Here is a 21,936-nt window from a genome sequence, read left to right on the forward strand (position 1 = left end):
TCGTCCCGGTTCAGCGCAGCAGCACTTCGACCGGACGCATGTGCCGGGTGTGGCGCGTCTGCGTGTGGTCGAAGGCCGAGACGTAGAGGTAGAAGGTGTTGCCGGGCAGGAAGTCGACGTCGTACTTGCTGCCGGTCGCGATCTTGCGCGAGGCCACCAGCGTCCAGTGGTCGTCGGCCCAGTGCGCGGCGGCCGAGATGCCGGCGCGGTCGCCGGAATAGCCGTCCGTGATCAGCACGCCCGGCATCACGGTGCCGACCGGGATCTCCGCGTCGAGGGCGGCGGAATAGGGCACCGTCTCGGTCTTCTCGACCATCCACCACTGCGCGCCCTCGGAGCTGGCGGCGTCCGGCGACAGGTCGACGGTGCCGAGCCTGGCGACCGTGGCGCGCCAGTCCTTGGGCAGGCGCAGCGGCTCGACGGCGGCCGCGTACCCGCCCGGCCCCTCGAAGCGGAAGTTGTAGCGATAGGTGCTGGTGCCGGGATCGCCCCAGTAGCCGGCCTGGTAGCGGCCCTTGACGGCGCGCTCGGCCGCGGTCGGGTCGATCGGCGGGCCGATATGCATGTCCTCGACCACGCCGAGCATGCCGCCGCGGGCCGCCTTCCACTGCCACATGTCGATGTAGCTGCCGTCCGTGGTGTAGTGGTAGCCGCGGCCGTTCATCGGCGCCGGCGCGTCGGGCAGGGGTTTCGGGCCGAGATGGGTCGAGCCGCCGCTGCCGAAGGCGTCGGAGCGCGAGAAGATCACCGCGAGCTTGTCCTCGTAATAGGCGGTCACGTCCGCCCGCGCCGCGTCGGCGTCCATGACGTGCCAGCCGTCCTCCCGCTTGATCAGCGGGACGCGCTTGAGCGACTGCGACGGGTCCCACCAGCGGAAGGCGAAGTAGATGGTGGCGTCGTCCCGCACGGCGCGGATCTCGACGGTGGTCTCGCCGGTGCCGCCGAAATTGGCGCCCTGCATCGTCCTGACCGAGACGGGCCGGGCCGTGCGCCAGACCGGGTCGTCGAGGAGCCTGCCGAGGTCGGGGCCGGCCGGCACCTTGTCGACGACCAGGGTCGAGCGGCCGCCGATATCGGCGAAGGCGAGGCCGCCCACGACCGGGATGCCGAGGGACGCGGCCGCCAGCAGGGGCCGGCGCCGCCGCACCGCGCCGTCCGCCAGGGGTGCCGGGCGGAACAGCCGCAGGAGCTGCCACAGGCCGCCGTAGAGGAAATGCGCCAGGGTGTGCACCGCGATGTAGGCCAGCGACACCAGCGCGCAGGTGGCGTGCAGCCACACCACCCAGCCGCCGTAGCCGAGATAGAGCGCGACGCCGGTCGCGGTGAGGACGAGGGTGACGGCGTAGATCAGCCAGTGCAGCGCGACATTGATGCCGCCCCAGCGCGCCTTGCGGGCCATCGTGCTGCGCCCGCCGACGAGGATCGCGCGCAGGCGCGAGAGGCCGTTGCGGTCGGTGAGCCGCCCGCGCACGAGGTAGACGACGTAGGCGGTGATGCCGAAGAACAGGCTGAGACCCGCCACGAAATGAACCGTCCAGACCTCGCCCTGGGGCAGCAGGGGCGCCAGGAACTTCGCCGTCCGGGCGACGGGCGCGTCGGCGGAAATCCGCAGGCCCGTGATCAGGCTCGCGACCATCGCGATCGCGACGACCCAGTGGATGACGATCGTGCCCGTATCGGAGCGCGGACGCCGGTCGGACGGGCTTGCCGGCGTCCCTCGCGGTGCCGGGACTGCGTCAGCTGCGTCGGGCGAGCGCCGCGAGAGGGTCAGCTGGTCCGACATGCAAAGCCCCTGATCTTCGTCGTAAATCGACCGATCGGAATTTTTCAAGATCTTGTTAAAAATTGATTTATCACGATTGCCGACGATCCGCTACGGCCAAGTTAGATAATCGTTAAAAAAAAACCCAAGCTCCACTCGGAGGATGATGCCTGGACGCGCGCAGGCGGGGGAAACGCTGGGCGAGCGGCACGATGCGTCGACGTTCGGCGATGGCGGCGCTGCGGCGGGTTTTTCTTTCCGGGTCATATTTCGGGTTGACCCTGGGGACAGCTTTCGGCCCGCATCGGTGCCAATCGTCCTGCCCGCCTCGTCAGCGTCCCGGCGGACGGTGCCGTCCCGTCCCGGGAGACCCGTGCCGCGGATGAGCCTCCGGGGTCCCCGGACGACACCGTCGCCCCCGGGCTGCCGCGGTCCGACGCGGGCCGATCCGCAGGAGCGACCCGACGATCGCCGCCGTCGCGGGCGGACCCGGGCGGTTGCTCGCCGGGGCGGGTTCGGCCCGGTCAGCGAGCGGGTCGCGGCAGCCCCGGCTGCGGTCGTCCGCGCCGACCGGGATGCGAGCCGCTGCGCGGGACGGGAGGGTGCGCGCTCCGCGATCCGGGCGGCCGCCGCCTGCCACGTCGGCGGCGGGCGCCTGCCGGGGTTCGGTGCGCGCCGCTACAGCAGGCGGCGCCGGCGCTCGACCAGGCGGAGGATCATCGGGGTCAGGATCAGCTGCATCGCGAGGTCGAGCTTGCCGCCCGGGATCACCACCGAGTTCGCCCGCGACATGAAGCTGCCGGCGATCATCGAGATCAGGTAGGGAAAGTCGATGCCCTTCGGGTCGCGGAAGCGGATCACCACCATCGACTCGTCGGCGGTCGGGATCCAGCGGGCGATGAACGGGTTCGAGGTGTCGACCGTCGGGATGCGCTGGAAGTTGATGTCCGTGTTGGTGAATTGCGGGCAGATGGTGGTCACGTAGTCGGGCATCCGGCGCAGGATCACGTCGGTCACCGCCTCGATGGAATAGCCCCGCGCGGCCTTGTCGCGGTGGAGCTTCTGGATCCATTCGAGGTTGATCACCGGCACCACGCCGATCTTGAGGTCGGCGTGTCCCGCGATGTCGACGCGCTCGTTGGCGAGCGCACCGTGCAGGCCCTCGTAGAACAGCAGGTCGGAGCCCTCGGGAAACGGCTCCCAGGGCGTGAAGGTGCCGGGCGCCGCGCCGAAGCGCGCGGCATCCTCCGCGTCGTGCACGTAGTGGCGGGTGCGGCCGCGCCCGGACGCGCCGTACTGGCGGAACACCGCCTCGAGCTCGGCGAGCAGGTTCGCCCGCTCGCCGAAATGGCTCAGGGTCGGCTCGCGGGCCATCGCCTCGCGCATCGCCGCCCGGTCGAGGGCGTGGAAGGCGTCGCCCTCGATGAAGGCCGCCGTCACGCCCTCGCGGCGGAAGATCTGGTCGAAGGTGTTGCGCACCGAGGTGGTGCCGGAGCCGGACGACCCGGTGACCGACACGATCGGGTGGAGCGCCGACACCGTCAGGTCCGCAGCAGGCCGCGGCGGGCGAAGAGCGGCGAGCGCCCGGCGTCGCGGACCTCGTCGCGGCGGCGGGCGAGGTCCGCCACATCCCGGGCCGACCCGAAGGCGAAGGGCGTGTCCTGATCCAGGTCGGCGGCGGCGAGGTCGAGGATCGCACGCCCGCGCCCGTCCGTGGCGGCGCCGCCGGCGGCCTCGATCGCGAGCGCCACCGGCGCCGCCTCGTGGACGAGCCGGACGGTCCCGGCCTCCCTTCCGGTCTCCGCCGGGCAGAGATGCAGCCCGCCGCGGGCGAGCACCCGTTGCGCCGCGGCCGCCAGGGATCCGCACCAGGCAAGGGATCCGCACCAGGCCGCGGCGACGTCCCGGCCCCGCTCGTCGCCGTGCCGGCCCCAGGCATCGCCGTGCCGGCCCTCTTGCGGCATGCGGACCGGCATCGCGAGGGGCCGGAAGGCGCCGCTGCGCGGGTCGAGGACCCGGGTCGTGGTGGCGGCCCCGTCCGTCAGGGTCAGGAGGGTGCGCGGCCCGTAGGTGACGAAGCCCGCCGCCACCTGCGTCCGGCCGGGCGCCAGAAAGGCCGCCTCCGCGTCCGGGCCTGCGAGCCGTAAGGAGAACAGGGTGCCGGCCGGCATGCCGCCGTCGAGGTCGTCGGCCCCTTCGAGCGGGCTTAAGGACAGGACGAGGGCGGCCCCGGGCGTCCACGGCTCAGGGGCCTCCCGGTCGCGCCAGGCGATCGCCGCGACCTCGGCGTCCCGCAGGGCCTCCGCGAAGGCCCGGCGGGCGGCGGCCGGAGCGTCCCGGGGAGGGGCCACCGCGAGGGCGTGGGCCGTCGCCGCGGCGGCGGCCGCGAGGGCGGCGGCGACCTGTCCGATGGCGACCTGGCCGGCGGCGACCTGTCCGGCGGCGACCTGTCCGGCGGCCGGTGCGGCCGTCCCCCGCCGCGGTGGGGTCGCGTCGATGCGGGCGCTCAGCAGCATGTCCGTGTCTCCGAGCATGTCCTGACGTTTCGGGCCAGCCCGTCTCCGGTCGGGCCTGCCCGTGTCCGGTCCCGGCAGATTAGGCGCCCGGCCCGGGTTCCGTCATCCTGTCCCGAAGTACGGGATGCGCCGCCGGCCGCGATGTCGGATCGGGCTCTCAAGGACGACTCGCGGCCGAGGAGCGGATGGCGCAGGACCGGATTCGCAACCTCTCCCTCAAGCAGCTCCACGCGGTGGCGGCGATCGCGCGGCTCGGCACCATGACCCGGGCGGCCCAGGAGCTGAACGTGACCCCCGCGGCGCTGACGGCGCGGATCAAGGGGCTCGAGGACGAGATCGGCCTCCTGCTGTTCGACCGCACCCATGCGGGCCTCAAGCCGACCGATGCCGGCCGCGAGCTGCTCTGGGCCATCGACAGCATCGGGACCGTGCTGGAGACCTGCACCGAGCGCCTGCGGACCCTGCGCGGCGGCAGCGGCGGCCGGGTCTCGGTCGGCGTCGTGTCGACGGCCAAGTACTTCGCGCCCCGCATCGTCGGCGGCTTCGTGCACGCGCATCCGGGCGTCGAGATCGACCTCGTGGTCGGCAACCGGGGCGCCACGGTCGAGGCCCTGCGCGACTACCGGGTCGACCTCGCGCTCATGGGCCGGCCGCCCCGGGACTTCCCGATCACCGCCGAGCGGTTCGGACCCCATCCCCTGGTGGTGATCGCCCCGCCCGGCCACCGCTTCGCCGGGCGGGACGGCCTGACCCGGGAGGAGCTCGCCGAGGAGCCGTTCCTGGTGCGGGAATACGGCTCGGGCACCCGCACGGTGTTCGAGGAGTTCATGGCCGGCCTGCTGATCCGGCGCGCCCGCATCGGCATCGACAGCGGCTCGAACGAGACCATCAAGCAGACCGTGATGGCGGGCCTCGGCATCGCGCTGATCTCGGGCCACACCGTGGCGGCCGAGGTGGCGGAGGGCCGCCTCGTCCTCCTCGACGTCGCGGGCCTGCCGATCCGCCGCGACTGGTACGCGGTCCGCAGGGCCGACAAGGTCCTGAGCCCCGCCGGACAGGCGTTCTGGGATTTCCTGGTGGGGGAGGGCGCCGCCTGGCTGCCGGCTCTGCCGGGTTCCACCCGGTGACGCTGTCGCTGCGCCACCGGGTCCGCCGGGGCCAGCCCTACACCGTCACCACCTTCCCGGGATTCATGATGTTGTCCGGGTCGATCGCCCGCTTGAGGGTCCGCATCAGGTTGAGCGCCTCCGGCCCGTGCTCCAGCTCCATGAAGCGCATCTTCTTCTGCCCGATGCCGTGCTCGCCGGTGCAGGTGCCCTCCATGGCGATGGCGCGGGCGACCAGGCGCTCGATGAAGCCGGTGACCCGGGCGATCTCGTCGGGATCGTCCATCATCACGAGCGGCGAGGTGTGGAAGTTGCCGTCGCCGACATGGCCGGCGATCGGCGCCGTGATGCCGCTCTCGACGATGTCGCGCTTGGTCTCGTCGACGCATTCGGCGAGCCGCGAGATCGGCACGCAGACGTCGGTGGCGATGACCCGCGCGCCCGGGCGCAGGCCGACCGCCGCCCAGTAGACGTCGTGGCGGGCCTGCCAGAGCCGGGTGCGGTCCTCCGCCTTCGTCGCCCACTCGTAGGGACCGCCCTCGAACTCCGCCGCGATCTCGCCGAAGCGCTCGGCCTGCTCGCGCACGCTGGCATCCGAGCCGTGGAACTCGACCAGGAGCAGCGGGGTCTCCGGCAGGGTCAGCTTCGAGTAGGCGTTGCAGGCCGCGACCTGGACCTCGTCGAGGAGCTCGATGCGCGCCACCGGCAGGCCGGACTGGATCGTCACGATGACGGCGTCGCAGGCCGCCTTGATGGTCGGGAAGGGGCACACGCCGGCGGAGATCGCCTCCGGAATGCCGGCGAGCTTGAGCGTCAGCTCGGTGATGATGCCGAAGGTGCCCTCGGACCCCACCAGCAGCCGGGTGAGGTCGTAGCCGGCCGAGGTCTTGCGCGCCCGCGGGCTGGTGCGGACGACGTCGCCGTTCGGCATCACGGCGGTGAGCGAGAGGACGTTGTCCTTCATCGTGCCGTAGCGCACCGCGTTGGTGCCGGACGCCCGGGTCGCCGCCATGCCGCCGAGGGAGGCGTCGGCGCCCGGGTCGATCGGGAAGAACAGGCCCTGGTCGCGCAGGTGCTCGTTCACCGCCTTGCGGGTCACGCCGGGCTGGACGACGCAGTCGAGGTCCTCGGCATGGACCGCCAGCACCTTGTTCATGCTGCTCAGGTCGATCGAGATGCCGCCATACGGCGCGTTGACGTGGCCCTCGAGCGAGGTGCCGGTGCCGAAGGCGATGACCGGCATCTTGTGGGCGGCGCAGACCCGCACCACCGCCTGCACGTCCTCGGTGCTCCCGGCATAGACCACCGCGTCCGGCGGCTGGTTGGCGACCCAGGTCAGGGTGCTGCCATGCTGCTCGCGCACCGCCTGCGAGGTGACGACGCGGTTGCCGAACTGCGCCGTCAGCTCGCGGATCACCGCCGCGACGGTCTCAGGCGACGGGCGCTCGCGGGCGGGGGCGGGACTCAGGGCGTTCATGGGACAATCGACCTCCCGGACGGATTCTCGCGACCGGGCGGGCCCGGCCTTTTGCCGGCCACTCTAGCAGCCGCGTCCGGCCCGGCATATCCGGGGCCCCGGTCACGGAGAAGTGCGCTGCGGAGCTGACACCTTGCCCCAAGGTGCAACGCATCCGGGGGTGCATCCCCCGGAGAGGCGTGGTACGTCCCTGGGCGCCCTTGTCATCCCGCCTGCGCCTGAACGGGAGCCCCACAATGGCTGACGACCGTCCCGCATCGGTCTTCTTCTTCGCGCCGTTCGTGTCGTCGACGATGGCGATCGAGCCGGGCTGGATCGACTACAACGGCCACCTGAACATGGCCTACTACCACGTCCTGTTCGACCGGGCGGTGGACGAGGCGTTCGGCGTCGTCGGCCTCGGGCCGGACTACATGGAGGCCGGACGGGGCACGACCTTCGCGGCCGAGGTCCATGTGCGCTACCGCCGCGAGCTGGTGCTCGACGATCCGGTGCGGGTGACGCTCCAGCTCATCGCCTTCGACGAGAAGCGGCTGCACTTCTATTCCGAGATCCGGCACGCCACCGAGGGCTGGGTCGCCGCGACCTCCGAGAACCTCTCGCTCCACGTCGATCCGGCGACGCGGCGCGTGGCGCCGTTCCCGGAGGACATCCAGGCCAATCTCGCCGTCATGCTCGGCTCGCATGCCCGGCTGCCGCGGCCGGACGATCTCGGCCGGGTGATCGGCATCCCGTCCCGCGGCCATCCGCGGCCGGACACCGTGGCCTTCGCGGCCGCCGGCGTCCGGGTCCGGCACTGACGCGAGCCGGCGCCCCAGCCGGCGCCCTCGGCGGCGAGAAACGCGAACCGGCGCTTCAGCGCCGCGGGACGACGACCGGCGGCTGCGGCATGCTCTGCTGGCGCTGAATGTCGCCCCGGATCTGGTTGTTCTCGAAGCGGTTCTGCTGCTGGATGCCGCGGATCTCGCTGTTGGACTCGATCGACCGGTTGATGCCTTCGACGGTCCGTTCGGAGCGGCTGATCGGCACCTGGTTCTGGGCCAGGGCCGGGAGTGGCGCGGCGAGCGTCACGCTCAGGATCAGGAGGCTGTGGGCGCGCATCGGAATCCTCTCCGTGTGAGGGGCAAATGTGTGGGACGACGCCGAGCCCCCTGCAAGGTTCCGGCGCCTCACGCGGATGTATGCGCGCGCCACCCTCGACGCCGTTCGCGTTTTGGTCCAGTGATGCAGGCATGACTCGCGACATCCCGGCCGGGACCGCCACCACCTCGATCTCCGCCCGCGCCCGCGCCGCCATCGTGCCGCAGGACGCGCCCTACCTCGCCGGTCTCAACCCCGAGCAGCGCCGCGCCGTCGAGGCGGCGGAGGGGCCGGTTCTGGTGCTGGCCGGCGCCGGCACCGGCAAGACCCGGGTGCTGACCACCCGCATCGCCCACCTGATCGCCACCGGCCGCGCCCGGCCCTTCGACATCCTGGCGGTGACCTTCACCAACAAGGCCGCCCGGGAGATGAAGGAGCGCATCGGCGCGCTGATCGGGCCGGCAGGCGAAGGGATGCCGTGGCTCGGCACCTTCCACGCCATCGGCACCAAGATCCTGCGCCGCCACGCCGAGCTCGTCGGCCTGCGCTCCGACTTCACCATCCTCGGCACCGACGACCAGCTGCGGCTCTTGAAGCAGGTCATCGCGGCGGCCGACCTCGACGAGAAGCGCTGGCCGGCCCGCAGCCTCGCCGGCACCATCGACGGCTGGAAGAACCGCGGCCTCTCCCCCGAGCAGGTCCCGGCCGGGGAGGCCGGCGCCTTCGGCTTCGGCAAGGGCGGCACGCTCTACGCCGCCTACCAGGAGCGCCTGAAATCCCTCAACGCGGTCGATTTCGGCGACCTCCTGCTGCTCTGCCTGCGGCTGTGGCGCGAGAACCCGGATGTCCTGACCAGCTATCAGCAGCGCTTCCGCTACATCCTGGTCGACGAGTACCAGGACACCAACGTCGCCCAGTACCTCTGGCTGCGCCTGCTGGCGCAGGGGCACCGCAACGTCGCCTGCGTCGGCGACGACGACCAGTCGATCTACGGCTGGCGCGGCGCCGAGGTCGACAACATCCTGCGCTTCGAGCACGACTTCCCGGGCGCCCTGGTGGTGCGGCTGGAGACCAACTACCGCTCGACCGGCCACATCCTGGCCGCCGCCTCGCGGCTCATCGCCCACAACGAGGGGCGGCTCGGCAAGACCCTGCGCACCGACAGCCCGGAGGGCGAGAAGGTCACGGTCACGGGCGCGTGGGATTCGGAGGAGGAGGCGCGCCTCGTCTGCGAGGAGATCGAGAGCCTGCAGGCCAGGGGCCACAAGCTCGCGGAGATCGCCGTCCTGGTGCGCATCTCGGCCCAGATGCGCGAGGTCGAGGACCGCTTCGTCCAGCTCGGCCTGCCCTACCGCGTCGTCGGCGGCCCCCGCTTCTACGAGCGGGCCGAGATCCGCGACGCGCTGGCCTATCTGCGCATCGTCGCCAACGGCTCCGACGACCTCGCCTTCGAGCGGATCTTCAATACGCCGAAGCGCGGCCTGGGCGACGCGACCTTGCAGGCGCTGCACGGATTGGCGCGCCGCGCCAAGGTGCCGCTGCTCCAGGCCGCCCGCATGATGAGCGAGACCGAGGAGCTCAAGCCCAAGCCCCGCTCGACCCTGCGCGCCCTGTGCCAGAGCTTCTCCCGCTGGGCCAAGCTCCTGGAGGACCAGCCGCACACGGAGGTGGCGCAGACGATCCTGGAGGAATCCGGCTACACCGAGATGTGGCAGAAGGAGCGCACCGCCGACGCCGCCGGCCGGCTCGAGAACCTGAAGGAGCTGGTGCGCTCGATGGAGGAGTTTCCGGATCTCGCCGGCTTCCTCGAGCACGTCTCCCTGGTGATGGACGCGAACGAAGCGGAGGGCGGCGACCGGGTGAGCCTGATGACGCTCCACGCGGCGAAGGGCCTCGAGTTCGACACGGTCTTCCTCCCCGGCTGGGAAAACGGCCTGTTTCCCAACCAGCGTGCCCTCGACGAGAGCGGGCGGGCGGGCCTGGAGGAGGAGCGGCGGCTCGCCCATGTCGGCCTGACCCGGGCGCGCAAGCGGGCCAAGATCTCGTTCGCGGTCAACCGCCGCATCCACGGCCTGTGGTCCTCGACCGTGCCGAGCCGCTTCATCGACGAGTTGCCCGAGGCGAGCGTCGCCGTGCTCGACGCGCCGGCGAGCTTTGCGCAGGGTCCCTCGCGGTTCGACCGGCAGGCCCCGGCCTTCGGCTCGTCCTACGCCACGCCGGGCTGGCAGCGGGCGCAGGCCCAGACCGCGGGCCAGGATCGCTACAATCAGGATCGGTTCGGTGGGGGAGGGCGCGGGACGTCGCCTGGGCGGCGCGGTCCGCAGCAGATCGAGGGCACGCTGGTGGCGAAGTCCACCGGCACGCCCTCGGCCTACGAGGCGGGCGCGCGCATCTTCCACACCAAATTCGGACCGGGCTCGGTGGCGGCCGTCGACGGCAACAAGCTCACCGTTGACTTCGACAAGGCCGGCCGGAAGATGGTCCTCGACAGCTTCGTCCAGCCGGGCTGAGGCCGTCCCGCGCGGGCCCCGCCCGCGCCAGACCGGGAGCGGCGATCAGGTGGCGACCTCCTCCGGCCCGCGGGTTCGCGACCGCGCCGACGTCCCGCTGCATCCCCCCGCTCCTGTGTGGTTTTCATCACTCCTCCGTCGCTCCGCACCGCGTGCGCATTTTTCGGCGGTTCATGGTGCGGCGCGAGAATTGCTCGTTCATCATCGGCTGCTTACCCTGCTGGGCGACGGGGCGGACTTGTCCACCGCCTGCGTCAACCCCGCCTGGAACCGTTGCGGCCCGTGAGGCTTTGAGTCGTTCAGAAGAACAAAGGAGATCTGGGACACGAGAGGGCACACGATAGTCGGCACCGCAAGTCCAGTGGGAGTGTTGATCCATGAAGAGACGACGCGCACGACTTGAACTGGTCGATGACCGCCCGATCCGGGTGCACCGCACCCGCTTCGAGGAAGAGCGTAATCCGCCACCGATTCAGCCGATGACGGCCCGTCAGGCCGAGTATCTGGAAGCCCTCGGGTCCCACCCGCAAGTCATCGTTCTCGGCCCCGCCGGTACCGGCAAGACCTACATCGCCGGAACCCGCGCCGCCGACCTTCTGCGCCAGCGCCGCGTCGCCAAGGTGGTGATCACCCGGCCGAACGTGCCCTCCGGTCGCTCCCTCGGATACTTTCCCGGCAGCCTCGAGGAGAAGATCGCCCCCTGGGTCGCCCCCCTCACCGAGACCATGAAGGAGCGCATGGGCGAGGGTGCCTTCGAGATCGCCGTGAAGGCCGGCGACATCGAGGTCGTGCCCTTCGAGGTGATGCGCGGCCGCACCTTCAAGAACTGCCTGGTGATCCTCGACGAGGCCCAGAACACCACCCCCGCCGAGATCAAGATGTTCCTGACCCGGATCGGCGACGACACCCAGGTCATCATCAACGGCGACGTCTCGCAGACCGACCTGCGCGAGACCTCGGGGCTGCGCACCGTGATCCACCTGGTCAAGAGCCGGATGATGCCGATCCCGATCGTCGAGTTCGGCCTCGACGACATCGTGCGCTCGGGCATCTGTGCGGAATGGGTGCGGGCCTTCGAGGAGGCGCGGGTGTGACACGTCCCCGCCTGCCCGGCCGGACGGCCGGGCAGGCGGGGATGGCGGCCGGTCCGTCTTGCTGGCCAGGGAGAGTGTCTGCACGGGTGACTTGACCGTGATCTGAGGTTTGATCCGGCAATGACGATGCAGATCCTCTGCGCGGCCCCGGACGTACGTGATGAATGTTTCTCCTGCAGGGGCCCATCGGACAGGCGCTCAGGACGAGGTCTTGAACCGGATGTCGGTGCATTGATGTGCGCAGCAGGGTCCCCCCCTCGTCGAATCCGGCAGCTCCGTCGCCTGCGCTCCGGCTCGGCCGGAAATCTGCCGCAGCGCGAGCAACCATCTCGCCGGCGAGCGTTTCTAGGGTCTGCCGCCCCACGCAGATCCAGGACGCATCCATGGCCCATCTCCTCGTCATCGGCGCCAGCCAGGGCATCGGCCTGGAGACGGTCAAGGCGGCGCTCGTCGCGGGGCACCGGGTGCGGGCCTTTGCCCGCTCGGCCGGCAAGATCGCCCTGTCCGATCCCAACCTCGAACGCTTCCCCGGCGACGCCCTGTCGGCGCCCGACATCGCCGGCGCGCTCGAAGGCGTCGACGCCGTGGTGCAGGCCCTCGGGGTCCCGGTCCGCGACCTGCTCGGGCCGGTGCGGCTGTTCTCGGACGCGACCAACGTGCTCGTGCCGGCGATGGAGCAGGCGGGCGTGCGCCGGCTGGTGGCGGTCACGGGCTTCGGCACCGGCGACAGCCGCGCGGCGATCAGCCCGCTGCAGCGCCTGCCGTTCCGCCTCGTCTTCGGGCGCGCCTACGACGACAAGGATGCCCAGGAAATGCGCATCCGCCGCTCGTCCCTGGACTGGACCTTCGTCCGCCCCGGCGTGCTCACCGGCGGTGCGGCGACAGGGCGCTACCAGGTGCTCGACCGGAAGTCGTCGTGGAGGAACGGGCTGATCGCCCGGGCCGACGTGGCGCAGTTCATCGTCCGCGAGATCGCGGAGGGCGGCCATGTCGGGCGCGCCGTCGTGCTGATCAGCCACGCGCTGCCGCTCTGACGCGCCGGACCGCGCCCGATGGACAGGATCCTCTACTACGCCGTCACCCTGATCGAATCTTTCCTCGGGGTGTTCGGGATCCGGTCGTTCTACGACCAGCCCCGCTACGCGGTCGTCGAGCGGCTCGACCGCGGCGTCGAGATCCGCGCCTACGAGGCGCGCCTGGCCGTCGAGACCGACGCGCGCGGCCAGGGCGACGGCGAGGCGTTCGGGCGGCTGTTTCGCTACATCACCGGCGCCAACCGGGCCGGCGACCGCATCGCCATGACGGCGCCCGTAGAGGCGGGCGGGCAGCGCATCGCGATGACGGTCCCGGTCGAGCAGGGCACCGGCGGCACGATACGGTTCTTCCTGCCGCACGCCGTCGCGGCGGCCGGCGCGCCCGCCCCGACCGAGGCCGGCGTGCGCCTGGTCGCGGTGCCGCCGGAGCGGATCGCGGCCCTGCGCTTTTCCGGCCGGATCACGCCGGAAGCCCGGGCCGAGCAGGAGCGGATCCTGACGGAGGTGCTGCGGGCCGCCGGCCGCAAACCCGCCGCGCCGCCGTTCTTCATGGGCTACGACCCGCCCTTCGCGCTGCCGTTCCTGCGGCGCAACGAGGTCGCGGTGCGGCTGGACGCCCAGTGACCGCGTCCGGCCTCACTCGCCGACGGGCGCGCGGACCGGCTTCGCGGCGGGTGCCGGGAGCAGCATCCAGACCGAGGGGCGCCCCTCGGCTTGCGCCTTCGCGTTCGCCTGCCGGGCGGCCACCAGGTCGCGCGCGAAAGTGCTTTGCGCGGGAGCGGAGGCCGGGCCGGACGGCTTGACGGCATCCCCCGCCACGGCAGGACTTCCGGCCGAAAGCAGGAGGGTCGTCAGGAGCCCCAGAGAAACGCGTGTCGTGGGCATGGTGGCCTCCCTGATCGCGGGGCGTAACGTCCGCGGCGCCCCGAAACTGAGACGCGCCGGCCATTCCGGATCCTTTGCGGGCCTGCCGAAAAATTCCGCGACGGCGATCAGCGCCCGTCGGCCCGCGCCACTGCCCGCTTGATCACCTGCTGCACCTCGACGTTCGACAGGAACAGGTCGTGGTTGATGAGGCCGCTGCCGTAATCCGAGGCGTCGGCGACCCGCACGCCGAGCGCCTCGAGGCGGCTGCGATCCGCCGCCCCGGCCCGGATGACGCCGCCCGCGATGGTGCTCGACAATTCGAGCGCCCGGTCGTTGGTCGAGGAGATCACCGTGATCTTCTGCGCCGCGGTGCCCAGGCGCTCGATGCCGTTGGTGAAGAGGTCGATGTCGATGTCGGGCGCGGCCAGAACCACGGCGCCGATCCGGTCGAGGGCCGCCTCGCCGGCATCGGCCCGCAGCATGCGCAGGGTCTCGAGGGTGAGGAGCGTGCCCATCGAGTGGGCGACGATGTGGATGCGCCCGCCCTGCGCGGTGGCGAGCGCCCGCAGCAGGTCCTCGAAGGCGTCCCGCGACCACAGGGCGCTCTCGCGGTCGTAGCCGTAATCGAAGGTCTTGCCGGCGGACGGCCAGCTGAACAGGCCGGAGACCCCGCGGAAGCGGATGCCGTCGGAGAGCTGCGCCGCGCTCACCGCCGCGGTCTCGAACGATTCGCGGTAGCCGTGGACGTAGATGAGAACGTCGCGCCCGAGCGCCGCTTCCGCGAAGGCGGTGGCGGCCTCGGGGCCGGTGACGACCCGGGGCGACGCGGCGATGCGCCAATCGCCCGTCACCACCGACGAGACCTTGCCGATCAGCGAGCGGTCGGGCGCCGACAGGCGCACGGACGCGAAGGCGAGGCCGCGGCCGCGCTGGTCGGTGAAGTAGGGCGGGCGGCCGGCCGGATCGGCCGGGCGGCGGGTCGTGGCGACGAGGAGCACCGGGCTGACGTCGAGGGCCGATTGCCGCTCAGGGAGTGGCTCGCCGAGCAGGCCCTCGCCGAGGCAGCCGCCCAGCGACAGGCTGGCGAGGGCGGAGAAGCCGAGGCGGGCAAGGCCCCGGCGCGTCGGCGCGGCTCTCAGTGTCATGGCGTCCCGTTTCGGTTCCGGCCCGGCCGGCCGTTCGCCACGGCTTTCAGGCCCGCGATGCGGCAGGAGCGTGACCGCATGGCGTCGTGCCCGGGCATCCTCGCGCCTGTTGCCCGGAGGTCACGGCCGGCGGGCCGCCATCCACAGGGCGGGGCCTCGACGGGCGGGCGGCGAGCCGGCAGAAAGGCGGGCATGACCGTTCCGGCCCCCGACCTCGCCCAGCTTCTCGCCGGCAACCGCGCCGCCCTCGCCCGCGCCATCACGCTGGTCGAGTCGAAGCGGGCCGACCACCGGGCCGCCGCCCGCGACCTCCTCGACGCGGCCCTGCCGCATGCGGGGAAGGCGGTGCGGGTCGGCATCACGGGCGTGCCGGGGGTAGGCAAGTCGACCACCATCGACGCGCTGGGGGCGAACCTGACGGCGCGGGGCCACAAGGTCGCGGTGCTGGCGGTCGACCCGAGCTCGTCGCGCACCGGCGGCTCGATCCTCGGCGACAAGACCCGGATGGCGCGGCTCGCCGTCGATCCGAACGCCTTCATCCGGCCCTCGCCCTCTTCCGGCACACTCGGGGGCGTGGCGGCCAAGACCCGCGAGACGATGCTGCTCTGCGAGGCGGCCGGCTTCGACGTGGTGCTGGTCGAGACCGTCGGCGTCGGCCAGTCCGAGACCGCGGTCGCCGACCTCACCGACTTCTTCCTGGTGCTGATGCTGCCCGGCGCCGGCGACGAGTTGCAGGGCATCAAGAAGGGCATCCTCGAACTCGCCGACATGATCGCGGTCAACAAGGCCGACGGCGAGGAGGGGATGCGGCGGGCCACCGCCGCCGCCGCCGAGTACCGGGCGGCGCTCCACATCCTGACGCCGGCGAGCGCCACCTGGACGCCGCCGGTGACGACGATCTCGGGGCTGTCGGGCCAGGGCCTCGACGCCCTGTGGGAGGCGGTGCTCGACCACCGCCGCAAGCTCACGGCGTCCGGCGAGATCGCGGCCAGGCGCCGGAGCCAGGACGTGAAGTGGATGTGGGCCCTGGTCCACGAGCGCCTGCACCAGCGCCTCACCGGCAGCGCCGAGGTGCGCCGGCGGACGGCGGAGGCCGAGCGGAGGGTGGCGGCGGGGGAGCGCTCGCCGGCCGCCGGTGCGGACCTGATCGCCGAGCTGGTCGGCCTCGACAGGGCGTAGCGTTTTTCGACCCTGACCGCGTGCTGCGGTTCCCGACAGTGCGGCGATGGGGGGGGCGGTCGTACGAGCTCGGCTTGATCGGCACCGACGCGCTTCAAGCGCGGGATCCCCTCTCCCACACGGGCTATCGCATTCACACAACCCGGTCTGATTGCTCTCCCCATTGAAGGGAGCGCGCCTCCCCTCCCCCTTGTGGGGAGGGGTAAGGGGGTGGGGGTGGTGCCGCGTTGAGCTGTGCGGTGCCTTCTGCACCACCCCCACCCCTATCCCCTCCCCACAAGGGGGAGGGGAAGTGCGCGCTTTTACAAAGGGTTGGACTTCAAAAGCGATGTGTGAATCTGCAAGCCCACGCGGGAGAGGGGGGAGCGCTTTATTTTATTAGAACAGATCAAGCGGGGCCCATATTACATCTGTGGTTTTGTGTTGCGACAGTATCTTGATAATATCATAATTATTGAAGAGTTCAGTGTCATTCCGGGGCCGCGCAGCGGAGCCCGGAATCCAGACACTCAGGTCATTCTGGATGAAGCGGGACGCGGTCCGCTTTTCTCCGTACCTTCAGCGCATCTGGACTCCGGGCTCCGCTGTGCGGTCCGGGAATGACTCTGAGGCTGTAAAATCTTTGGGAGCCAATCAAAAAAGGCTCTCAGTTGCTACCTCGTCAAGTCATGTGCTCGCGCGCCGATGAGAGCGGCCGGGCAGCCGGATGCGGATCTCAGCATGACCGGCAGGGCATCCGGGTCCAGCGGCCGGCATAGTCGTTCGCCTCGAACTCTGCCGCTATGAAGGCGATGAACGAGCGCACCTTGGCCGAGAGGTGCTTGCGGGTCGGATAGGCGAAGTTGATGCGCAGCCGCGGCAAGTCCCACTCGTCGAGCACCGGCACCAGGCGCCCGGCCGCGACGTCGTCGTGGACGATGTAGGTCGGCTGCACCAGGATCCCCATGCCGTTGAGCGCTGCGGCGCGCAGGATCTGGCCATCGTTCGATTCGAGCAGGCCGTGGGCCGGCACCCGCACCGTCTCGTCCCCGCGGGTGAAGCTCAGCTCGTTGGGGTTGTTGGCATAGACGTAGAGAAGCAGCGCGTACCGCGCGAGGTCGTGCGGGTGGGCCGGGATCCCGTGGGCCGCGAGGTAGGACGGGGAGGCGGTCAGGATGCGCCGCGTCTCGGCGAGGCGCCGGATGGTGATGGCGCGGTCGGGCTCGAACTCGCGGGTGCGGATCGCGACGTCGATGCCGGCATCGATCAGGTCGACGTAGCGGTTCGAGATCTCGACGTGGACGCGCACGTTGGGATAGCGCGCGTGGTAGGCCGGCAGGCGCGGCGCGATGTGCAGGAGCCCGAAGGACAGCGACGCGCTGACCCGCAGGAGCCCGCTCGGGGCGAGGACCGCCCCCGTCACCTCCGCCTCGCTGTCGGCGACGTCGGCCAGGATGCCGCGGGCGCGGGTAAGCAGCTTGGCGCCCTCGTCGGTGAGCGAGAGGGTGCGGGTGCTGCGCCGGACCAGCAGCACGCCGAGGCGCTCCTCCAGCGCCGCCAGGGTGCGGCTCGCCGCGGCGACCGAGAGGCCGCGGGCCTGGGCGGCGCCGCTGATGCTGCCGGCCTCCGCCACCGCCACCAGGAGATCGAGCTGGCCGAGCCGGTCCATTTGTCTCGCTCTGCGCAAAAGTGATTCACGATCGGGTCATCTTATGCGGTGCCCGCGAAAAACTTAAAAATCTCCCTGACGGCGCCGGAGGGCGCCGCGGGGAGGGACGCCATGATCAAGCACATCGTGATGTGGCGGGTGGCCGGCGCCTCGCCGGACGAGCGGGCGGGCAATGCCGAGCGCATCCGCAGCGCCTTCGAGGGCCTGCGCGGCAAGATCCCGGGCCTCCTGCACATCGAGGTGGGCCTCGACCGCAGCCGGATCGAGTACGCCTGCGACGTAGTGCTCTACAGCGAGTTCGATTCGGACGCCGCCCTCGACCGCTACCGCGACCATCCCGAGCACGGGCGGGTGCGGGCGGAGATCGAGGGCCTGCGGATCACCCGCCACCAGGTCGATTACGCGGTGGGGGCCTGACCATGGAGCCGTTCCGCTTCCCCGGCCTGCCGACCCGCGTGGTCTTCGGCCACGGCACGCTCGCCAAGGTCGGCGACGAGATGGAGCGCCTCGGGCGGAAGCGCGCGGTGGTGCTGGCGACCCCGCCGCAACGCGGCCAGGCCGAGGCGCTGGCCGCCCTCCTCGGGGATCGCGCCGCCGGCGTGATCGCAGACGCCGTGATGCACACCCCCGTCGCGGTGACGGACGGCGCGCTCGCGCAGCTGCGCGCCCTCGACGCCGATTGCCTGGTGGCCGTCGGCGGCGGCTCGACCACCGGCCTGTCGAAGGCGCTCGCCTTGCGCACCGACCTCGACCAGATCGTCGTGCCGACGACCTATGCGGGGTCCGAGATGACGCCGATCCTGGGCGAGACCCGGGACGGCACCAAGACGACGCAGAAATCCCCAAAGATCCTGCCGGAGGTGGTCGTCTACGACGTCGACCTGACGCTCGGGTTGCCGGTAGCCTTGAGCGCCACCTCGGGCATGAACGCCATCGCCCATGCGGTCGAGGCGCTCTATGCCGAGGACCGCAACCCGATCGTCTCGCTGATGGCCGAGGAGGCGATCCGGGCCCTCGCCCGGGCCCTGCCGGTCATCGTCGCCGACCCGCAGGATCGCGCGGCGCGGTCCGACGCGCTCTACGGCGCTTGGCTCGCCGGCGCCTGCCTCGGCACGGTCGGCATGGCGCTGCACCACAAGCTCTGCCACGTGCTCGGCGGCACCTTCGACCTGCCCCACGCCGAGACCCACACGGTCGTGCTGCCGCACGCGGTTGCCTACAACGCGCCCGCCGTCCCCGACGCCATGGCGCGGGTCGCCCGGGCGCTCGGGGCTTCGAGCGCCGCGCAAGGCCTCTACGACCTCGCCGCGCGGCTCGGCGCCCCGACGGCGCTCGAAGCCCTCGGCATGCCGGAGGCCGGGCTCGAGCGGGCGGCGGACGCCGCGGTGGCGAGTCCTTACCCGAATCCGCGGTCCCTCGCGCGCGATGGGATCCGCCGGCTCCTCGACGACGCCTATCATGGGCGCCGGCCGGACGCGGCCTGAGCGACGACCGGGCCTACGCCCGGGAGACAACAAGACCAGACAGGGAGGTTCGCCGATGCGCGACTTCAACGAGCACACCATCACCCAGGCGGTGGTCGACCGGTTCGCCGACACGCCGGACCCGCGCCTGAAGACGATCGTGACGAGCCTGGTGCGCCACCTGCACGACTTCGTGCGCGACGTCGACCTGACCTTCGAGGAGTGGCAGGCCGGCATCGCCTTCCTGACCCGCACCGGCCATCTCTGCGACCAGCACCGGCAGGAATTCATCCTGCTCTCCGACACCCTCGGCGTCTCGATGCTGGTCGACGCCATCAACCACCGCATGCCGGAGGGCGCGACCGAGACGACGGTGCTCGGGCCGTTCTACGTCGAGGCGGCGCCCGAGCGGCCGAACGGCGCGGACATCGCCGGCCCGCTCGAGGGCACGCCGCTCCTCGTCACCGGCTCGGTCGCCTCGGCCGGCGGCCGTCCGCTCGCGGGCGCCACGGTCGATGTCTGGCACGCCGACGAGGACGGCGCCTACGACGTGCAGCAGCTCGATGCACTCGGTGGCCTCGCCGGCCGGGCGCAGTTCCGCACCGACGCGGAGGGGCGCTTCCATTTCTGGACCATCGTGCCGGCCTGGTACCCGATCCCCGATGACGGCCCGGTCGGCGACATGCTCAAGGCCACCGGCCGCCACCCGAACCGCCCGGCCCACGTGCATTTCATGATCGGCGCCGAGGGGCACGAGACCCTGATCACCCACGTCTTCGCGGCGGACAGCCCGTGGCTCGATTCCGACGCGGTGTTCGGGGTGAAGAACTCGCTCATTGCGGAGTTCGCGGAGCACCCGGCCGGCACGGCGCCGGACGGACGGAAGATGGACAAGCCGTACCGGCACCTGGCCTACGATTTCGGCCTCAAGGCGAAGTGAGGGCCGGCCGGACCTCGGCCCGGACCGGAATCCGATCTCTCCCACCCGCGACCTCATCCTGAGGTGACCGGCGATCGAAGATCGATTCGATCTTTGATCGACGGCCTCGAAGGAGGGTTCCAGACGTCTCTGCGATCCCTGGAGCCCTCCTTCGAGGCACGCTTCGCGTGCACCTCAGGATGAGGTCGTGGGCGGGACAAGCCGCAACAAGAAAAACCCCGAATCCCCGAAGGCCAAGCAAGGGAGCCAACGCCATGATCGAAACCGACGTTCTCGTCGTCGGCTCGGGGCCGGCCGGATCGACCGCCGCCCTCGCGCTCTCGACCTACGGCATCCGCAACATCCTGGTCACCAAGTACCGCTGGCTCGCCGACACGCCGCGGGCCCACATCACCAACCAGCGCACCATGGAGGTGTTCCGCGACCTCGGCATCGAGCGCGAGGTGGCGCAGCAGGGGGCGCCGCAGGAGCTGATGGGCGACACGGTGTTCTGCACCTCGCTGGCCGGCGAGGAGCTGGGGCGGCTGCAATCCTGGGGCACGCATCCGAACCGGCAGGCCGATTACGACCTCGCCAGCCCCTCGAAGATGTGCGACGTGCCCCAGACGCTGCTGGAGCCCGTCGTGCTCGGCGCCGCGGCGGCGCGCGGCACGCGGGTGCGCTTCGACACCGAGTATCTCGGGCTTGAGCAGGACCAGGACGGCGTCACCGCGACGGTGCGCGACCGGCTCTCGGGCAACGAGTACCGCATCCGCGCCAAGTACCTGATCGGCGCCGACGGCGGCCGCTCGAAGGTGGCGGAGGATATCGGCCTGCCGTTCGAGGGCCGGATGGGCGTCGCCGGCTCGATGAACATCGTGTTCAAGGCGGATCTCTCGCGCTACGTCGCGCACCGCCCGAGCGTGCTCTACTGGGTGCTGCAGCCGGGCTCGCAGATCGGCGGCATCGGCATGGGGCTGGTGCGGATGGTGCGCCCCTGGGACGAGTGGCTGATCGTCTGGGGCTACGACATCGACGGGCCGCCACCCCAGGTCGACGAGGCCGAGGCGACGCGCATCGCCCGCTCGCTGATCGGCGACGAGACGATCCCGATCAGCATCCAGTCGACTTCGACCTGGACGGTGAACCACCTCTATGCCACCCGCTACGCGCAAGGCCGGGTGTTCTGCATGGGCGACGCGGTCCATCGCCATCCGCCGTCGAACGGGCTCGGCTCCAACACCTCGGTGCAGGACGCCTACAACCTCGCCTGGAAGCTCGCCTTCGTGCTGAAGGGCCAGGCCGATCCCGCCCTCCTCGACAGCTACGACGCCGAGCGCGCCCCGGTCGGCCGCCAGATCGTCACCCGGGCGAACAAGAGCATCGAGGAGTTCGGCCCGATCTTCTCGGCGCTGAACTTCGACGCCGGTGACCCCGAGGCGATGCGCGCCGGCATGGCCGAGCACGGGGCCGACACGCCCGCCGGCGAGGCCTGCCGCGCCGCCCTCTCCCGGGCGATCGCCGCCAAGAGCTACGAGTTCAACTGCCACGGCGTCGAGATGAACCGGCGCTACGCCTCCGCGGCGGTGGCGCCGGACGGCACGCCCGAGCCTGCCTATCCGCGCGACCCGGAACTCTACTACGCGGCGACGACCTGGCCCGGCGCGCGCCTGCCCCATGCCTGGCTCACCGACCGGGCGGGCCGCCGGATCTCGACCCTCGACCTCGTCGGGCGGGGCCGCTTCACCCTGCTCACCGGCATCCGCGGCGAGGCCGCGTGGCGCGAGGCGGCGCGAGGCGCCGCCGCGGAGCACGGAATCGCGCTCCCTGTCGTGGCGATCGGCCCGGGCCGCGAGACCGCCGACCCGTTCGGCGACTGGGCGGCGCTCCGCGAGGTCACGGAATCCGGCGCGATCCTGGTGCGGCCGGACGGGCACGTCGCCTGGCGGGCGCGGGACGCGGCCGGGGCGGCGGGGCTCGGGGCGGCCGTGGGGCAGGTGCTCGGGAAAGGCCGCGTGCCGGCGCTGCGTGCGGCCGAGTAGGGCGCGGATGTCTCCTCTCCCCGCGGGCGGGGAGAGGACTTCACCCCCCTTGTCGGGGGTGAAGTGAGCGCAGGCGGAGCCGAAGCGAGGGTGA

General features: G+C 71.4%; 19 protein-coding genes. 11 read left to right on the top strand and 8 right to left on the bottom strand.

The genetic code is table 11. The features are described 5' to 3' along the window. Positions 1-10: 10 nt before the first annotated feature. The 3 genes from EU555_RS06795 to EU555_RS06805 form a co-directional block, all read right to left on the bottom strand. Positions 11-1,783: an ethylbenzene dehydrogenase-related protein gene (locus EU555_RS06795; protein WP_135413899.1), complete on the bottom strand. Its 1,773-nt coding sequence runs from the start codon at positions 1,781-1,783 to the stop codon at positions 11-13. Positions 1,784-2,440: 657 nt separating this feature from the next. Then, positions 2,441-3,301, bottom strand: a complete 861-nt coding sequence (locus tag EU555_RS06800) for a phosphoribulokinase (RefSeq protein WP_135413900.1) — start codon at positions 3,299-3,301, stop codon at positions 2,441-2,443. Between the two features lie 2 nt (positions 3,302-3,303). Then, complete coding sequence (locus EU555_RS06805) at positions 3,304-4,278, bottom strand: FIG domain-containing protein (RefSeq protein WP_135413901.1); 975 nt, start codon at positions 4,276-4,278, stop codon at positions 3,304-3,306. A gap of 200 nt (positions 4,279-4,478) precedes the next feature. On the opposite strand from EU555_RS06805, the gene EU555_RS06810 reads away from it, so the two are divergent. Next, entirely contained in the window at positions 4,479-5,405 is a 927-nt protein-coding gene (locus tag EU555_RS06810) for a LysR family transcriptional regulator (RefSeq protein WP_135413966.1), read from the top strand. A 37-nt stretch (positions 5,406-5,442) separates the two neighbouring features. Here the strand turns inward: EU555_RS06810 and EU555_RS06815 are convergent, their stop codons facing one another. Beyond that, complete coding sequence (locus EU555_RS06815) at positions 5,443-6,861, bottom strand: FAD-binding oxidoreductase (protein ID WP_135413902.1); 1,419 nt, start codon at positions 6,859-6,861, stop codon at positions 5,443-5,445. A 236-nt stretch (positions 6,862-7,097) separates the two neighbouring features. Here EU555_RS06815 and EU555_RS06820 point away from each other — a divergent pair, with 236 nt between their 5' ends. After that, positions 7,098-7,661: a thioesterase family protein gene (locus tag EU555_RS06820; RefSeq protein ID WP_135413903.1), complete on the top strand. Its 564-nt coding sequence runs from the start codon at positions 7,098-7,100 to the stop codon at positions 7,659-7,661. A 55-nt stretch (positions 7,662-7,716) separates the two neighbouring features. Here EU555_RS06820 and EU555_RS06825 read toward each other — a convergent pair whose 3' ends face one another. Next, complete coding sequence (locus tag EU555_RS06825) at positions 7,717-7,962, bottom strand: hypothetical protein (protein WP_135413904.1); 246 nt, start codon at positions 7,960-7,962, stop codon at positions 7,717-7,719. A gap of 131 nt (positions 7,963-8,093) precedes the next feature. Between EU555_RS06825 and EU555_RS06830 the strand changes: the two genes are divergently transcribed. The 4 genes from EU555_RS06830 to EU555_RS06845 all read left to right on the top strand — a co-directional run bounded on the left by EU555_RS06830 (position 8,094) and on the right by EU555_RS06845 (position 13,203). Beyond that, positions 8,094-10,451, top strand: coding sequence for an ATP-dependent helicase (locus tag EU555_RS06830; RefSeq protein WP_135413905.1), 2,358 nt, complete (start codon positions 8,094-8,096; stop codon positions 10,449-10,451). 377 nt (positions 10,452-10,828) lie between these two features. Further along, a complete protein-coding gene (locus EU555_RS06835; RefSeq protein ID WP_135413906.1) occupies positions 10,829-11,545 on the top strand; it encodes a PhoH family protein in 717 nt (238 codons plus the stop codon). Between the two features lie 383 nt (positions 11,546-11,928). Then, on the top strand, positions 11,929-12,579 hold the full coding sequence (locus EU555_RS06840) for an NAD(P)-dependent oxidoreductase (protein WP_135413907.1): 651 nt from the start codon (positions 11,929-11,931) through the stop codon (positions 12,577-12,579). Positions 12,580-12,597: 18 nt separating this feature from the next. Continuing rightward, complete coding sequence (locus EU555_RS06845) at positions 12,598-13,203, top strand: SOUL family heme-binding protein (protein ID WP_135413908.1); 606 nt, start codon at positions 12,598-12,600, stop codon at positions 13,201-13,203. Between the two features lie 12 nt (positions 13,204-13,215). On the opposite strand, the gene EU555_RS06850 is transcribed toward EU555_RS06845, so the two are convergent. After that, positions 13,216-13,464, bottom strand: a complete 249-nt coding sequence (locus EU555_RS06850; protein ID WP_135413909.1) for a hypothetical protein — start codon at positions 13,462-13,464, stop codon at positions 13,216-13,218. A 107-nt stretch (positions 13,465-13,571) separates the two neighbouring features. Then, positions 13,572-14,591 (bottom strand): alpha/beta hydrolase, encoded by a 1,020-nt coding sequence (locus EU555_RS06855; RefSeq protein WP_135413910.1) that lies wholly within the window; start codon positions 14,589-14,591, stop codon positions 13,572-13,574. Positions 14,592-14,783: 192 nt separating this feature from the next. Between EU555_RS06855 and meaB the strand changes: the two genes are divergently transcribed. Continuing rightward, complete coding sequence (gene meaB / locus EU555_RS06860; RefSeq protein ID WP_135413911.1) at positions 14,784-15,770, top strand: methylmalonyl Co-A mutase-associated GTPase MeaB; 987 nt, start codon at positions 14,784-14,786, stop codon at positions 15,768-15,770. A gap of 715 nt (positions 15,771-16,485) precedes the next feature. On the opposite strand, the gene EU555_RS06865 is transcribed toward meaB, so the two are convergent. Next, on the bottom strand, positions 16,486-17,418 hold the full coding sequence (locus EU555_RS06865; protein ID WP_135413912.1) for a LysR family transcriptional regulator: 933 nt from the start codon (positions 17,416-17,418) through the stop codon (positions 16,486-16,488). Between the two features lie 111 nt (positions 17,419-17,529). Here EU555_RS06865 and EU555_RS06870 point away from each other — a divergent pair, with 111 nt between their 5' ends. The 4 genes from EU555_RS06870 to EU555_RS06885 all read left to right on the top strand — a co-directional run bounded on the left by EU555_RS06870 (position 17,530) and on the right by EU555_RS06885 (position 21,842). After that, entirely contained in the window at positions 17,530-17,835 is a 306-nt protein-coding gene (locus EU555_RS06870; protein ID WP_135413913.1) for a Dabb family protein, read from the top strand. Positions 17,836-17,837: 2 nt separating this feature from the next. Continuing rightward, a complete protein-coding gene (locus tag EU555_RS06875; protein ID WP_135413914.1) occupies positions 17,838-18,902 on the top strand; it encodes a maleylacetate reductase in 1,065 nt (354 codons plus the stop codon). Positions 18,903-18,957: 55 nt separating this feature from the next. Then, positions 18,958-19,821: an intradiol ring-cleavage dioxygenase gene (locus tag EU555_RS06880; protein ID WP_135413915.1), complete on the top strand. Its 864-nt coding sequence runs from the start codon at positions 18,958-18,960 to the stop codon at positions 19,819-19,821. A gap of 254 nt (positions 19,822-20,075) precedes the next feature. Continuing rightward, complete coding sequence (locus tag EU555_RS06885; RefSeq protein WP_135413916.1) at positions 20,076-21,842, top strand: FAD-dependent oxidoreductase; 1,767 nt, start codon at positions 20,076-20,078, stop codon at positions 21,840-21,842. The last annotated feature ends 94 nt before the right edge of the window (positions 21,843-21,936 follow it).

The sequence above is a fragment of the Methylobacterium nonmethylotrophicum genome (genome assembly GCF_004745635.1).
In the GTDB taxonomy this organism is placed as follows: Bacteria; Pseudomonadota; Alphaproteobacteria; order Rhizobiales; family Beijerinckiaceae; genus Methylobacterium; species Methylobacterium nonmethylotrophicum.